Annotated in this window: 14 protein-coding genes; 3 read left to right on the top strand and 11 right to left on the bottom strand. The window is 36.8% G+C overall.

Annotation, left to right across the window (positions count from 1 at the left end):
• Window positions 1–123 precede the first annotated feature (123 nt).
• On the top strand, window positions 124–966 hold the full coding sequence (locus GKP30_RS18450) for a YihY/virulence factor BrkB family protein (RefSeq protein WP_216830942.1): 843 nt from the start codon (window positions 124–126) through the stop codon (window positions 964–966).
• Window positions 967–1,313: 347 nt separating this feature from the next.
• On the opposite strand, the gene GKP30_RS18445 is transcribed toward GKP30_RS18450, so the two are convergent.
• The 5 genes from GKP30_RS18445 to GKP30_RS18425 form a co-directional block, all read right to left on the bottom strand.
• Window positions 1,314–1,946, bottom strand: a complete 633-nt coding sequence (locus tag GKP30_RS18445; protein ID WP_236035194.1) for a DNA-binding response regulator — start codon at window positions 1,944–1,946, stop codon at window positions 1,314–1,316.
• Between the two features lie 958 nt (window positions 1,947–2,904).
• Window positions 2,905–4,152, bottom strand: coding sequence for an MFS transporter (locus tag GKP30_RS18440; protein ID WP_216830941.1), 1,248 nt, complete (start codon window positions 4,150–4,152; stop codon window positions 2,905–2,907).
• Window positions 4,153–4,283: 131 nt separating this feature from the next.
• Window positions 4,284–5,186, bottom strand: a complete 903-nt coding sequence (locus GKP30_RS18435; RefSeq protein ID WP_216830940.1) for an ArsR/SmtB family transcription factor — start codon at window positions 5,184–5,186, stop codon at window positions 4,284–4,286.
• A 155-nt stretch (window positions 5,187–5,341) separates the two neighbouring features.
• Window positions 5,342–5,914, bottom strand: coding sequence for a TetR/AcrR family transcriptional regulator (locus GKP30_RS18430; protein ID WP_216830939.1), 573 nt, complete (start codon window positions 5,912–5,914; stop codon window positions 5,342–5,344).
• A gap of 279 nt (window positions 5,915–6,193) precedes the next feature.
• On the bottom strand, window positions 6,194–7,720 hold the full coding sequence (locus tag GKP30_RS18425) for an AbgT family transporter (protein ID WP_216830938.1): 1,527 nt from the start codon (window positions 7,718–7,720) through the stop codon (window positions 6,194–6,196).
• 617 nt (window positions 7,721–8,337) lie between these two features.
• Between GKP30_RS18425 and GKP30_RS18420 the strand changes: the two genes are divergently transcribed.
• The gene (locus GKP30_RS18420) at window positions 8,338–8,610 is read left to right on the top strand and encodes an HU family DNA-binding protein (protein ID WP_216830937.1); all 273 of its coding nucleotides are present in this window, start codon (window positions 8,338–8,340) and stop codon (window positions 8,608–8,610) included.
• A gap of 142 nt (window positions 8,611–8,752) precedes the next feature.
• Here the strand turns inward: GKP30_RS18420 and GKP30_RS18415 are convergent, their stop codons facing one another.
• Window positions 8,753–9,595: a DegV family protein gene (locus GKP30_RS18415; RefSeq protein ID WP_216830936.1), complete on the bottom strand. Its 843-nt coding sequence runs from the start codon at window positions 9,593–9,595 to the stop codon at window positions 8,753–8,755.
• A 660-nt stretch (window positions 9,596–10,255) separates the two neighbouring features.
• Here GKP30_RS18415 and GKP30_RS18410 point away from each other — a divergent pair.
• On the top strand, window positions 10,256–10,852 hold the full coding sequence (locus GKP30_RS18410; protein WP_407928640.1) for a biotin transporter BioY: 597 nt from the start codon (window positions 10,256–10,258) through the stop codon (window positions 10,850–10,852).
• A 73-nt stretch (window positions 10,853–10,925) separates the two neighbouring features.
• Here GKP30_RS18410 and GKP30_RS18405 read toward each other — a convergent pair whose 3' ends face one another.
• The 5 genes from GKP30_RS18405 to dctP all read right to left on the bottom strand — a co-directional run bounded on the left by GKP30_RS18405 (window position 10,926) and on the right by dctP (window position 15,749).
• Window positions 10,926–11,513, bottom strand: coding sequence for a hypothetical protein (locus tag GKP30_RS18405; protein WP_216830935.1), 588 nt, complete (start codon window positions 11,511–11,513; stop codon window positions 10,926–10,928).
• Window positions 11,482–12,024: an RNA polymerase sigma factor gene (locus tag GKP30_RS18400; protein ID WP_236035189.1), complete on the bottom strand. Its 543-nt coding sequence runs from the start codon at window positions 12,022–12,024 to the stop codon at window positions 11,482–11,484. Before GKP30_RS18400 ends, GKP30_RS18405 begins: the two co-directional genes overlap by 32 nt.
• Window positions 12,025–12,214: 190 nt before the next feature.
• Window positions 12,215–12,847, bottom strand: coding sequence for a hypothetical protein (locus tag GKP30_RS18395; protein WP_216830934.1), 633 nt, complete (start codon window positions 12,845–12,847; stop codon window positions 12,215–12,217).
• Window positions 12,848–13,054: 207 nt separating this feature from the next.
• Window positions 13,055–14,377 (bottom strand): Na+/H+ antiporter family protein, encoded by a 1,323-nt coding sequence (locus GKP30_RS18390; protein WP_216830933.1) that lies wholly within the window; start codon window positions 14,375–14,377, stop codon window positions 13,055–13,057.
• A gap of 319 nt (window positions 14,378–14,696) precedes the next feature.
• Window positions 14,697–15,749 carry a TRAP transporter substrate-binding protein DctP gene (gene dctP, locus GKP30_RS18385; RefSeq protein ID WP_216830932.1) on the bottom strand — a complete coding sequence of 351 codons (1,053 nt, stop codon included), beginning with the start codon at window positions 15,747–15,749 and terminating at the stop codon, window positions 14,697–14,699.
• Window positions 15,750–15,759 lie beyond the last annotated feature (10 nt).

Below are 15,759 nucleotides of genomic sequence, written 5' to 3'. Positions count from 1 at the left end.
TATTTAGGGAATTTATAGTAAAGCAGGGATTAGTTTGTGCCTCGTTGAATTTTTTATTTAGCTATTTATATGCATGTACATATTGGCTTCCTTCGTATTGAAGTAAAGAAAAGGATGAGCATTATGGAACCGAATCGCGTACCACCGCTTTTATTTTTTGCCGAATTATATGAGCGATTAAAGAAAGACCCCATTCAAGATTGGGCCGCTCAACTTGCTTTTTATTTTTTATTATCGATCTTTCCATTATTAATTTTTATTTTGGCACTACTACCCTACTTACCGTTAGATGTTTCACAAATCTATGAGTTTGTTGAGGAATATGTGCCTTACGAATTAGCTGATTTATTTATTACAACCGTATTAGAGCTTGTTGCAGAGCCTAAAGGCGGCCTGCTTTCATTTGGGATCATCGCAACAATTTGGTCAGCTTCAAACGGAATTAACGCTTTAATTCGTGCTCTTAACAAATCTCATAATATCGAGGAAACGAGATCATTTATTAAAGTACGTCTTTTATCAATTATTCTTATGCTTGGTTTAGTAAGCGTTTTTTTAGTCACTCTTGTTTTACCAGTATTCGGTAAGTTAATCCTCGAAGCGATTGACTCGGTCTTTCAAATTACGGATCATGCTTTTATTTTATGGAACCGCCTTCGCTGGGCAATCGGAATTGCTATTATGACAGTTGTCCTAATGGTGATGTATATGATTGGACCTAATCGAAAGCTCGGTTTTAAAGATGTAATCTATGGTGCTTTATTTGCAACGATCACATGGCAGCTAATTTCACTTGGGTTTTCTATTTACGTTACGAATTTTGCAAACTTCTCGGCTACTTATGGAAGTTTAGGTGGGGTCATTATTTTAATGTTTTGGTTTTTCTTAAGTGGACTAATCCTTGTAATTGGTGGGGAAATCAATGCGACATTAAAAAATTTAAAAGCGAATACAAAACAGACTTAAAGCAAAAGACAGTAAGGCAATTGAAAAATTCACTCTTCTTAAGCAATCGGCATTATTCTAAAAATTAGTTATAGGGAAATGGCTGAATTAAGATGGGCTGAATCCACCTCCATTAAATAAGAAGTCTTGTCAAGAAATGAGTAACTAGCCATAGTAAAATAAGCGGAGATTTTTCGGTTAGATGCAGAATGAAGCTCGTACAGGGGTATATAGGGGGAGATTTTCCGATTATGCAAAGAAAAATGATCCAATTTCAGTTTTTTTGAGTCAATAGGCGGAATTTCTCCGTCTATTCAAGCTATTTTCAGTGCTAATTACTAATTAAGCGGAATTTCTCCGTTTATTTATCAGATCGGGTTCTTAACCTGTTCCCCCAGCCGATAAGAGCGCACCCTAACGACCCCAGATGCGGGAATCAGCATCTTTTTATCGACTAGTTGAGAAAGCACTTTTTTTACCGTCTTGTCACTTAGCTTCAAATACTTCTCGACTTCTATAGGGGATATAGCTTCTCCTTTTCGAATCGCTAGACGCAGCACTTCCTTTTCTACTAAGGATAAAGTTGTCAGGTCAAGTTCATCCCCCAACCATCGGCCAATCACTTGCTGAACAATTTGTTGGCATCGACGAGGCTTCTCATTAACTTGGTCATAAGAAAAGCGTATCACGGTCCATCCGTCAATCACCAACTGGTTTTGACGTTCCAGGCTGTCGGAAAATTGCCATCTGCTTATGTTCTTTAAGTGAGGGCCGTATCCGTCAATCTCAAAGCAAATCCGGATAACTGGCCGGATATAAGCAAAATCCAAATACCTTGTGCCATCCTTGAAATCATTGACTTCATATTCTGGATACAGATACCTAAAATGGTGAAATAAAGGCCACCAAACTTCCTTTAAAAACAACATTTCAGCATGTTTATGCCCCTCTTGTAAGCGCCGCAAACGTTCACCGGTTCTTGCCTGTGAATGAGTATTCATAAAATCTGGTATTCTTCTTCAAATCCCATAGCATCCCTCCTCCTATCCAATGATCATGTCTTTTAAAGGACCCTAAACTATTGATTTAATCATTTAAACAAATGAGTAGACTAACTTCAAAATTATTCAGTTAGCCTAAATGACTTAATTAAAATCTCAAAATAAAAAACCGTTCTTTCCTCAATTTCTTCTACTATCAAAATTGGTGTTACCTTCACTGACCTTTATATAGACCTGAATCGAATTATAAAATGTATTCAGGAACTCCTACTTCGCAAACATCTTTTCCCGATACTTTTCAAAGGAATTTTCAGGTAGGTTATTAAATAGTAAGAAAATCGAAAAACATGAGTATTTAATTTTCATACATATTCCATGCCATGAATAAATCATCTCGATTTATAATAATTCATTTGAACTCAGGAAAATTTTTAAAATTAGTGGCGTTATTGCGAGTGAAAAGAAGAATTTTAATGTGTCTTAAATTGGAGAAATTAAAATGCAAATAAAGCCCTGAAGAGTAGCTAACATAATAAGAGAATTAAGGAAGGATTTGAAGGTAGAACTATTTTTAGTATAATAGTATTCGTAAATTTGTCAATTAGTTTTCTATATATTTCGACACTATCTTATCATTTCTATTTCCCATAAAGATGAATGCTATTGCTTTCCTTTATTTTAACATAGATATCCAAATGCTTCTTTTCACCTTAAAATTCAGATAGCAAATCACATCAAAATCACAAGAAGTAAATATTTATTTCCACCTATGTGAAATAGGTGTGTGAATTACCAGATGTTTTCCGTATGTTTAACAATAAAACACTGATATAACAACAAAAAATCACATGTGATTTCTGCTGTGAAACCGCACGTGATTTTGCGTGTTAATGGCTTGTTTGCACCTCTGAAGTAAACCCGTTAAATTTTCGTATTGAGGTGTTTTCATTTCTAGCAATTATTTCGTTACTGCTACTTGAAGTGTTGCTTTTTCATCTTCAATTTCATCATTCAAGTGATAGAACACTTTAGCGAACCAGGCAATAGTGATTGTAATCATAGATAAAATGCCTAAGAGTGTAAATAGAGCCGTTAAGCTCCACATTTCAGCAAATAGTCCACCGAACGCTGCCCCTACTGGCATTCCTGATTGAGCCAATAGCGTCCGTACAGCGAATACACGCCCACGGATTTCATCAGGCACACGCTTTTGATAAAACGTGGTGTTATTAATTGTAAAGATCATTGCAAAAAAGCCAGAAAACATAACAACAATTAACGCCATCCAATAAGTCGTTACCCAACCGAGCAATGCGAGTAATGCTCCGCCCATCCATAGGCTTCCTAACATGATACGACGAAGGTTTTTCGGTTGTTTGAATGTCCCTGTTACTAAAGATCCTAACAGCATCCCCAATGGAAATGCTGACATAAACAAGCCGTATTGAAACTCATTTCCTCCTAGGTGATCAAGGACAAATGGGAGAAACATCGGCATCGCTGCCCCAGAACTAAAGTTAGATACCATAAGTAGTATTCCGATCCAGAATAACACTGGGTATATTCGATAAAACTTAAGCCCTGCTTTAAATTGGACAAACCATGTTTCCTTTTTTTCTGATGCAACTTTCTTTTTTGAGCTAGGTATAAATAAGAGGACAAAACCAGATACAGCCATACAAAAAACTAAAAACGACAGAACTGGAACTACGCCTAACACAGACATGAGTAATCCACCAAGTGCTGGACCGATGAGCATCATGAGTTGCATCGTTCCTTCTAGCAAGGAATTTCCTTTGAGTAACCGATCTTTCGGTAAGATTTGAGCGACATAAGCCATACTCGTTGGACGGAATAATGGTTCTGCTACCCCCATAATCGCTGCAACCACATATAAATGCCATACGTTCAGCATTCCTAAAGGAAAGAGAACGAGCGGAACTAAAAACACCACTGCACGAACCCATTCAGATAAGATCATAATCTTTTTTCGATCAAAACGGTCTAAATACGGCCCAGCCAAAAGTGTCGTTAATAAAGACGGGACCATGAACGTAATCCAAATGCTTCCCATCGCCATTTTCGATCCTGAAAGCTCGTAGACAAGCCAAGAAATAATAAACGTAGCAAACGTTCCCCCAAGTGCAGAAGATGCCTGTGCAATCCAAACGGCAGAAAACGCACGATTTTTAAATAAATCTCCCATTTATTTTCGCCTTCCTTTTTTATTTAGCTTTTTTCTCAAAGATTGTTGGTTTTTCTATCGTGACCTAATTCACCAAACCTTAAAAAGTGTTTTTTTGCATTCTTGTAATGTTTTACAGAAAGTCTACCTGCCTAAGCATTAAAAAATTCATTCAGCAATTGTTCGATTCCCTTATATCCTTCTTGTCTAAAGCGATATTGAGCTTGTTGGTTTTCAAAAATGACCAGACTAAGTAATCCTGCCGAACGCAGGACAATTAAGTGATGGTGTGCTGTACTTTTTGCTAACCCAATAAATTTTTGGATATCGGAGAACGTTCGATCCCCTTGAGCCAAGTACTTCAGTATTTTCAGTCGATTTTCATCACTTAAAGCCCGTATTTTTCTCATTAGTTCAATCGATGGACTTCCTTCAACCACTGGCTTTGCATCCACTGGATAAAAGTAAATATACTGATCGATAGTCTTCTCATGCAAAACTGTTGGAGTGTAATGATACTGTGGAATTAATATAACCTCTCGACTACTATCCTTCGGTGGAATAATACCATTTGTCATTTTTTCAACGACTTGGTGAGCTTCCATTACGTTAAGCAGCTCTTCGGCTTTGTTTACACTTGCTCTTAGGTTCGTTAAAATTTGCTGATCCACCGTTGTAAAATAAGTGTCGTACCATTCTTTTAGAAGTGGAATGATATCTTTTACGTCAGGTGGAATTTGGTCCTTAAATTCCGTGCATTCATACGCTGGCGTGATTAAGCTTTTCATATCTTCATTTGCTATTTGATCAAAAAGTTCTAGAATGTCGACTTGTTCATCAAATGACTGTGACATCAAGTAATATTGAATAACAACAACTTTAATTCTCGTTTCCTTCTTACTCACTTCCTCAAGAAATTCCTCACTCACTGTTGTTTTTACCTTATTGACCCAACTAGTTCCAAGATCAATCCTTTTTTGTGCGCCTTTATCGGAAAACACATAAAAGCTAGTTAAAAACTCAAAGATAGGATGAAATCTAACGGTAACCTTCATTTTGTTCGACTCCAATCGAAATGTTTATAGTTCGATTATATTCGAACACTTTACTTTTAGCAACTTAAATTTTGTAAATATTTTCAATTGGGTTTCAGGTAAAACAAAAAAATAGTCACTACTTTAATTAGTAGTAACTATTAGGTATCACTCATTTAGTTCGCTAATCCATCCATAAGGTACAGGTGAAATAAATTCGCAATTTTTTCTTTTGAAATTCGCTCATTTTTTATTCCCCACGTATGAGCAAGTGATATATACATCTTCAAAATTAGAAACGCTGTTAATTTAGGATCACAAGGCTTTAATTGACCTTTGTCTAAAGCATAAATAACTTCTCTTTCAATAAACAAGAGAACTTCTTCTTCTAATCGAGCAAGCGCATCGATACAAGCTGGGGTACCGAATTCTTTCACTTCTTGAAAAAGTGTTATCGTCAAAGAATGTTGTTCTCGGAAATCGAGAATTCGTAACATGGCTCGATGTAAGTTGGTTGCAAATGGCTGTTCATGGTTAATTTCCTCCATCGCCACTCGTTTCATTTCTCTCGCCAAGTCATCAATAATTTCTTGAAATAACTCCTCTTTTGTTGCAAAAAATGTATAAATCGTTGCCTTACCAACTTTTGCAATCTTCGCTACTTGGTCCATTGTTGTCGCTTTGTAACCAAATAATGAAAACGATCTTGTTGCGGCTTCTATAATGATTTTCTTTTTATCTTTCGGCACGATTTTTCCCCCTACACCTTCCAATAGTTTTAATTATAAGATTTTATCTGTGTATGTTTCAAAAATATCAATTTATTCTTATTTTACAATAAAGACGCTATTACTGGTGAAAAAGTTACAAAAAACAAAAGTAAAAAAGTACCAGCCATCTCTCTAGTGAGGCTTATGCAAAAATTCATTCGCATAGACGCCCACAAATAATAGAGATGGAGGTACTTATCATTAGGTCTATTAACGCATATTGTTAATTAACAACCGTTGACAGAGCTAGCATTTTAATTAAGGCTGGTAATGAATTGGAGAACCTGGTCCAATATCGATACCAAACGTCATCCAAACAATTAACATGATAACCCAGACAATTGAGAATACAATTGAGTAAGGAAGCATTGTCGAGATTAATGTTCCAATTCCAACCTTCTTATCATACTTTTGCGCAAATGCGATCACAATTGCAAAGTAAGGCATAAGTGGCGAGATGACATTTGTAGTTGAGTCCGCAATACGGTAAGCTAACTGCGTAAATTCTGGTGAATACCCTAAGTTCATCATCATCGGAACGAAGACTGGCGCCATAATTGCCCACTTGGCAGAAGCACTTCCGATAAATAAATTAATGATACCAGCTACGAAAATAAACGTTAAGATTAATGGTAGTCCCGTAAATCCTGTTGTCTGTAAAAATTCAGCACCTGATACAGCTAGGATTAATCCAAGCTTCGTCTCGTTAAAGTAAGCGACGAACTGCGCTGCAGCGAAAGCTAAAACGATATAGGCACCCATTGTCGCCATCGTATCAGATAATTGATCGGCAACATCTTTATCGGTTTTAATTGATTGTGTAATCTTTCCATAAACAAAACCTGGGATAAAGAACATAATTAAAATGACTGGAACAAGTGACGCAAAGAATGGTGAGTTAATAACTTCTCCATTTTCACCACGTAGCGGCCCCCACTCTGGAACAATTAACAGCGCAATAGCAGCACTTGTTACGATAAACGCTAGAAGTGCTCCAAGTAAGCCTTTCTTCTCTACTGATGAAATTTTACTAACCGTTTCTGTAATGCCACCCTCGTATTTTCCTAAACGAGGTTCAACAATCTTATCTGTAACAATCGTACCAACAATCGTTAACATAAATACACTAGCAATCATGAAGTACCAGTTCATAGCGTAGTTCATAGCTGCTGCATACTCTGGGTTTAAAACAGCCGCAGCTTCTTGAGTTAATCCACCTAATAATGGATCAAGTGAAGTAAGTAATAAGTTGGCACTAAATCCAGCTGAAACCCCTGCAAAGGCTGCAGCAAGTCCTGCTAATGGATGTCGGCCTAATCCAGCAAAAAGGACAGCTCCAAGCGGTGTTAAAACAACGTAACCTGCATCGGCAGCCATACTAGACATAATTCCACCGAATACAAGCGCAGCTGTAATTAACTGCTTTGGAACAGATGTCACTAACGCACGTAATGCCGCACTAATTAATCCTGAACGTTCGGCAATACCGATACCCAACATCGTTACTAGTACAGTACCTAACGGTGCAAACCCTGTAAAGTTTGCTACCGCACTCGTAAACATATATTGAATTCCTTCTGCGCTCATTAGGTTCTTAACTTCAAGGATTTCCCCTTCGTTTGTGGGGTGCTCGATAGAAAGACCAATGGCCGAAAGAATACCTGAAAGTAAAATAACTGCAAATGCAAAAATAGCAAATAGCGTTACTGGGTGCGGTAATTTATTTCCGACGCTTTCAATCACATCAAGTGACCGGTAAACGACACCTCTATTTTTATCTCTCATGCTTAACCTCCTCAAAAACTATTAGAAAATTATTATACTAAAAACACATTTAACTATTATAAACAATATTGAGATAGGATTAAAGGCAATTACTAAAATTCAGCATTTTCAAATTTATCCTTTTTATAACCTTAATTTTCCGCATCTAGTTAAGCTTTATTCTTTTTTAGTTCGTTAATTTAAAATAAATATGGCTATCAAATATGGCTATCAGTCCTATTAGGTTGATTGATTTGAAAATATAGTTTTAATTAAATTCTTTTTTTCTTAAATCTTGTCCGTTTTCTAAAAGATATTGGTCCTTTTTATTCTATTGGAAAGTTAATCATCACCGGGTTGGTTGTTCACGCCTACCCTAAAATAGAAACGGCCTAGTTGTGACAAAATTTACATAATAGCCTAAATCTTTGAAACAGATCAAATAAAAGGGTCAAACCCTGTTCGCACCTTCTCCTTGGCTTTTGAGTCCAAAAGATGGTCATCTTCATAAAAAACGTCCAAATCCGAACCAAAAAGTAAAAATTTCCAATAAAACAGCGGTTTTGATGTATATTTATTATAAAAACGGTTACGATGATAGCAACTAAGTAAAATTAGTAGATTTGGGAGGGTAAATTATGAATAAAACTGAACTAATAAACGCGGTGGCTGAACACTCGGAGTTAACGAAAAAAGATGTTTCAACTTGTGTAAATTCACTTTTTGAAGTTATTTCTGACACACTATCAAAAGGTGACAGTGTCCAAATTATCGGTTTTGGTAACTTTGAAGTGAGAGAGCGCGCTGCAAGAAAAGGTAGAAACCCACAAACGGGTGAGGAAATCGAAATCGCTGCTAGTAAAACTCCTGCATTCAAAGCAGGTAAGCAATTAAAAGATGCAGTTAAATAAGTAAAACTTAGGACTGATCCACATTATTTACTGCTCATTGCGACTTCGAGTAGCTGGAGAAAGACTTATGTGAACAAACTGTAAAATATATTGGTACAAGAAAAAGGCCGTTTTTTACGGCCTTTTTGCATTTTTTATTTTTTTATTCCGCATAGTACATGACAGCGATCGCACCTGGCCCTGTATGTGTACTAATAATTGGCGTTGTGAATGCAATGTTTATTTTGTCTTCTGCCACACCATCATTTATGAACGATGTTTTTATTTGATTTGCTAATGATTCCGTGTCAGCATGAGCAATTCCGATGGATTTTACCGTCTTCCCATTCATATCTTCTTTAAACTGTCCTTGAACATATTTTATTAATTGAGAGTACGTTCTGACTTTCGTCACTGGCGTATAAACTCCATCTTCAAGAGATGCGATTGGTTTAATTTTTAATAACGAACCAATAAGTGCTTTACCCCTACCGATCCGTCCACCTTTAACTAGATAGTCTAACGTATCGACCATAATGAATAGCGAGGAATTGGCCCGTACTTCATCTAAGCGTTTTAAAATTTCTTCCTTGCTTTTCCCTTCCTTTGCCAGCTTTGCCGCTTCAATCACTTGAAAGGATAATGCAGCAGAAATAAATCTAGAGTCTACTACTGTCACTGGAACATCAACTAACCCAGCAGCCGTTTCAGCTGCAGTAACGGTTCCACTCATTCCTGATGTCATATGTATGGAAATAATTTCACTTCCGTCTTCACCTAAGCGGTTATATGTATCTACAAAAGTACCAACAGCAGGTTGTGATGTTTTAGGTATTTCCTCACTTTGTGTTAGTTTCTCAATATATTCTTCGGACGTGATATCAACACCATCTAGATAGGACTTTCCATCAATTGTTACAGACAATGGAACGACCTCAACGTCTAATCCTTCTAATTGCTCATAAAAATCTACAGTTGAATCCGTTACAATTTTAATTTTTGTCATACTAGCCCCTTCTTTATGCCTTTTAAATAATAGTTTACCAAGATAAAGTGAAACTTCTTCAGTGGGAGGTTCTCATCCCTCACTGAAAATTAGTAGAAACAATCAGGTTGTTACTGTGGCCCACATCAAGTGGGTCACACCGTTGCCACAGGACGCAGCGACCTTAGTCTGTGTCCATCGTCTCCCACTTAGCTATGCGCTTCCTCTAAGGCTTGATGTGGGAGTCTTAGCGCCAGTTAAACGGGATTAATAGATAATTTTAATTATAGCTTATTCCTCTATTAAATACTTGTAAAGTGTATTAGGAAAAATGACATACAGTTTTCCGATTTATTTACTGGCATTAAGAAGTGGCAGAGTCCCTTAGCAAGTAGCGCCCTAATGCATTCTATAGTTTTTTGCTCTAGTAGGTATGTAACTGCCTTTTCGTTACCGAGTTCTCTTAGGTTTTTTTCTCGCGGGTTCGTAATGACTCTTTCGTTACCAATCTCTCCTAATTTTTTCCTCCATCGGCTTCGTAACTGCTCTTTCGTTACCGTTTTCTCCTAATTCCTACCTCTCGCGGTCACGCTCTCCCAGATTGAAAGTAAAAATTAAGATTGACACTTTAGTGAACTTTTATATATTATATTGTTAACCAAAATATCAAAAGAGGTGAACATATTGTCTACTGCATCTAAATTTAAAACAAAAGATTTAGTCATGGTTCCATTGTTTGTAGCCCTTATGGCTATCGGAGCAAATGTAACGTCATTTTTAGTGATTGGAGGAGTACCTATTACTCTTCAAGCTATCTTTGCTATAATGGCTGGTGCTTTATTAGGAAGTAAATTAGGTGCTACCGCAATGACTGTCTATATGTTAGTCGGTTTAATAGGAGCTCCGATTTTCGCGCAAATGAAAGGTGGATTAAGTACACTTGTTTCACCTACTTTTGGATTTATCCTATCATTTATTTTAATTGCATATGTCACTGGAAAAATTATTGAAAAAGCTAGTGTAGCTACGTTTAAAACGTTCTTATTCGCATGCTACACAGGACTTGCCATTACGTATATTCTCGGTACCAACTATATGTACTTTGCCTACATTACGATTGCACAAGCTCCAGACGGATTTACTTACAAAATGGCATGGGTTTGGATGGTCGCTCCATTAATTAAAGACCTTATCGTCACTGCTATTGGAGCTATTATTTGCGAGCGTGTCTATAATGCAACGAAGAAAAATGCAAGAGGCTACGACGTGGCGTCATAAAAGCAGAAAAAATCAAGTGCCAGGCACCTTCAACACTGTACAATATTGCAGTGCTGAAGGTGCCTGGCACCGTTTAAATAAATAAGGATAGGTAATAAAATATGGTGATGCCGATAGCAAAAACTATCGCTCTGAAGACGAATACATAGACAGTTTCTGGTAATGTTTTTTTACAAATCCATAAAAGGATAGCGAAGGCTATCGTTAAAAAGGACTCATAGCCGAATAGTTCAAGGAAGCTTTTATCGTCATTTTTTCGTGGCTTAAATGCAAAATAAAAACAAATGAAGCCAATGCCACTAAACAGCAACAAAATTATCATAGGTCCTATACCAATAGACTTCCTACTATCTTCCACTTGATCAACAGCTCCCCCAGTATCGATCACCTCATAAGGAACCGCATGTTCATTTCCTTGCAAAAATCCCACTAAACTAGGAACGAATAAAACAATCATAAGAATCGACGCAAAGGTTAGTGCAATAATATATGTTTTTTTAACACTATTGAGGTTATGAAAGTCTTTGTTTAATGGCTCTCTGCTAATAATGTCGTTCAGTTTACGTCTAACTTCCGTATGTTCCACCTCACTCATTGTTGCTTTCTGGCCTAATGCCCTTAAGTGCTCATCATACTCGGTAATCTCTTTCAGTTCTTTCATGTGAATAGCCCTCCTTTTCTAATTGTTTTTTTAACGCTTTTAACCCTCTTACTAAGGTTGTTTTCACTTTACTTTCGCTCCAACCAAGTATTTTAGTCGTTTCATCTATCGAAAACCCTTTGATTTTACGGAGAATTATCACATCTCGGTAGTTACGCTTTAGCTTACTTAATGCAAAATATAACTCTCGTTCCGTTTCATTCGCTGTAACAATGTGTTCTGCAGAAGGATTACTTGTTTTAAAAAGAAAGAAGGGGTTCGTCACAATAGTTTTTGTTCTTTTTTTACGAAGGTAGTCAATCGTTACATTTCTTGCTATTCTAAATAACCAGCCTTTCGCATTGTTTCCATCAAACAAATGGAAATGACTATGTGCCCGTACAAATGTATCTTGCATTAAGTCTTTCGCTTGCTCATGTTCATGGATCATGAAAAAAATATATTGAAAAAGTTCCCTGCTATGAAGTGTGTACCAAGCATTTATCGTTTCTATTACGTCCTCTTGCTCCAAAGCTTTCTCTCCCTTCTATAAAAATTTATACTTTTACAACGAATGAGTTTGAAAAAAGTTACATTTTTTCTAAAAACTCACCTAAACCAAAAAGACACTCGGTCTCCCAAGTGCCTCATTAATTATGAATTGACTTTTATCTTTACGGTTTCTTTACCTAGTTTAGAGATGTTTTCACTGGTATTGTATTTCAAGAAACAATCTCTCCATCTTCAATCTCAAAAGAATCTAATAAGTATCCGTCATCTTCCCTAATGAACGTAAACGTTACCGATAGAACATCATTCGCTGGATAGCCATATCTCGCATATTGATGGGAAGATCCACTATAATTATCTATATCATAAAATTCAATAAAGATATTCTCTCCAGTAACAATAATCGTATCGCCGTGCTCCTCAAATTGAAGCTCCTCTTCTGGAATTAAACGAAGACCAGGATTAAGAATCGTCTCTCTGACCGTTTCATAGTAACTATTTGACACATTAATTGTAGAATTGTATACGTTGGACTCGTGAATATACTCTTGAAAAGGCTCTTTATAGACTAATATTTCTTCGTCCTGATCAAAAATTCGATCAATCATATAAAAAAGTCCATCCTCTGTTACTTTCGAATCTAACAGTCTTTTAACTTCTTCAAACGTATGAAACTGTTCATTGTAAAACAGATCTCCATACGGGCTATGATTTTGAAAGAGCTTCGATGCAGTGGTGAATATTTCATTTAAATGATATACAATTTCTCTTTCATCAATAGACGAACATCCACTTAAGAGAAGAACAAATAAAATAACACTAACCTTTTTAAATCTATACCACATATACATTCCCCTAACAATTAAATACTACATCTATATAGACGTATTTACCCATTGTTAGGTTTCAATAATCTACAAATTCCCTGAAATTTTTTTCTAAAAAGTGGTTTCGTGTATTTTGTTAATACCTGTTCATTTTGGGATCATCGTGTGAAATATTATCTTAACATCTTTTCTAGGAGCTAAAAAAATAAAATGAGCCCAAAGTCATTACAAAATCATTGCTGCTAGCCAACCAAAAACAAGCAATGGAATATTAAAATGGATGAATGTTGGAACACAAGTATCCCAAATATGATCATGTTGTCCGTCTGCATTTAATCCAGCGGTAGGGCCAAGCGTACTATCAGATGCAGGTGCTCCAGCGTCTCCTAATGCTCCAGCTGTTCCGATTAAAGCAATGATCGCTAGTGGACTAAATCCTACAGCCACACCTAGAGGAACAAAAATAGCTGCAATTATCGGAATCGTTGAGAAGGATGATCCAATTCCCATCGTAATAAACAAGCCTACAAGAAGCATCATAAATGCTGCTAATCCTTGGTTTTGGCCAATAACACCCGCTACTTGTTCAACTAGCAGATCCACATGCCCCGTTTCCCTAATAACAGCAGCAAAGCCTGATGCGGAAAGCATAACAAAGCCGATAAAAGCCATCATTTTCATACCATTAGTAACGAGCTCATCTGACTCTTTCCATTTCATCGTTCCACTTAAATAAATGACAACTAACCCTGATAGTGCGGATATGATCATTGATTTCGTATAAATTTGAACGATTAATGTAACTACGATTGCAAGAATCGCAAAAACAATCGAGCGTTTCGAGTAGTTTTTTTCCAAAATTTGCTGACTATTCATTAATTCTCTCGTTTTATAGTTTCGTTGTTTCCGATAAGTAATTAACACGGCAACAAGTAGTCCAATGATTAAACCTGCGACGGGTAACAATAATGCCGTTGGTATATCCGAACGATTAATGACAAGTCCACTTTCCGCCATATTCGCTTCGACAATATCATGATAGATAGCACCAAAACCATAAGGAAGTAAAATATAAGGTGCTGTTAATCCAAAGGTAATGACCGTTGCAATTGCGCGACGATCAACTCCCAGTTCATTTAAAATTTTCAAGATTGGCGGAATTAGAATAGGGATGAACGCAATATGAATTGGAACGACGTTTTGTGAAAAGCACGATATAGTAAGTATAATAATAAAAATTAATGCCTTTGATAATGCCTTTTTCCGACTGTCTCCCTCTTTCCCCACAATAGCAAGTGCCATGTTTACAATAACATCAGGTAACCCTGTGCGACTAATAGCGATAGCAAAACCACCTAGTAACGCATAGCTTAACGCTACATTTGCACTGCCTCCAAGTCCATTTGTAAACACATCAATTGTTTCAGTTAAACCTAAGCCTCCAATTAGTCCACCAACCAATGCACCAATAACAAGGGCAATAACTACGTGAACTCTAGCTAAGCTTAACACTAGCATAATAAGAACAGCGATGATGACTGCATTCATTAAAATATCCTCCTTAACACCCAAAGCACTTTAGTATATTAAATGATTAACATGCTAAAGACTATCATTCTTTCTCCTTTCAAGTCAATGTAATATTTTTCTAGAATAGTTGTTGACAAAGGTATCTTGTAAATGTGGAATATTGGTTCCTTACTAGAAGCTGAAAGCGCGAGTGACATTTATCTTTTTATAAGGCTGACCGAGCCAATCAACAATTATCAAGGAAGAGCTTGGCATATAGCACAAAAAAAAGACTGACCTGCCAGCCTTGAACGTATTTGTTCAAAGTGACATAGTCAGTCTCTTTGCTATTACTATTTTATTTTTGTGCATCTTCAATTTCAGCTTGTAGCATTTCTAAAATCATCTTGCCATCTTCTCCAACTACTTGGTCAACAAAGTACTCACGAACTGGTACTGCTAAAGCTCTAAAAGCATCTCTTTCAGCTTCCGTTAACTCAATTACTTCTGTTGGATGCGTTTCACTTTCGATGATAGAGTCTAGTAACTCCTCATTTAACTGTGCTTGAAGGTCAAATCCTACTGGACGCATTTCCTCTACCGTCTCATCAATCATGTTGCGAATATCTTCTGGTAAACCATTGTAGAAGTCTGGATTTACTGTTGTCATCGCTACATAAATATTATGTCTAGAGATCGTCATATGACTTTGTACTTCATGGAATGACGCGTCTTCGATGAAGAAGATAGGGTTTTCTTGACCGTCAACAACGCCACGATCTAGTGATGTATATAGCTCTCCCCAGCTCATTGGTGTTGGATCTGCACCATAGGCCTCATATGAGCGTACAATTAGTGGTGATTCTTGTGTTCTCATTTTAAATCCATTGAAATCATCTGGTGTACGTAACTCACGGTTCCCTGTCCACTGCATCGCACCTTCAGTGAAGAATGCAAGTGGTTTAATATTATGTTCCTCGTATTTATTTGCAAGGTGTACGTTTAAAGCTTCACTTGTATTTAAAATCTCTTGATTTAATTCCATATCATCTGTAAATAAAAATTGCAGTGCAAAAAGTTGTCCTTCATCAACCATTGTCCCAGTAAATCCTGGAGAAACAATCGCAAATTCAACAATTCCACTTTGAAGTTGCTCAACTTGGTCTACTTCACTTCCTAGACCTCCAAATTCAAAGACTTCAATGTTAATTTGTCCATCTGATTTTTCATGAAGACGGTTTGCGAACTCTTTTGCATATTCATATTGAACTTGACCTTCCATCTCTTCTGTTACGAATGTCCAGTTGTAAGTACCTTCCCCACCTGCATCTTCACTACCACAAGCTGCAAGTATCACACTCATCATGATGGCTAACGTAAGTAACATGAACTTTTTCTGTTTAAAAAACATCAAATACCCC

This window comes from Alkalihalobacterium elongatum (assembly GCF_019024285.1).
GTDB lineage: Bacteria > Bacillota > Bacilli > Bacillales > Bacillaceae_F > Alkalihalobacterium > Alkalihalobacterium elongatum.
The sequence above is the reverse complement of the archived record's forward strand: the minus strand, read 5'-3'. Positions and strand labels throughout refer to the sequence as shown.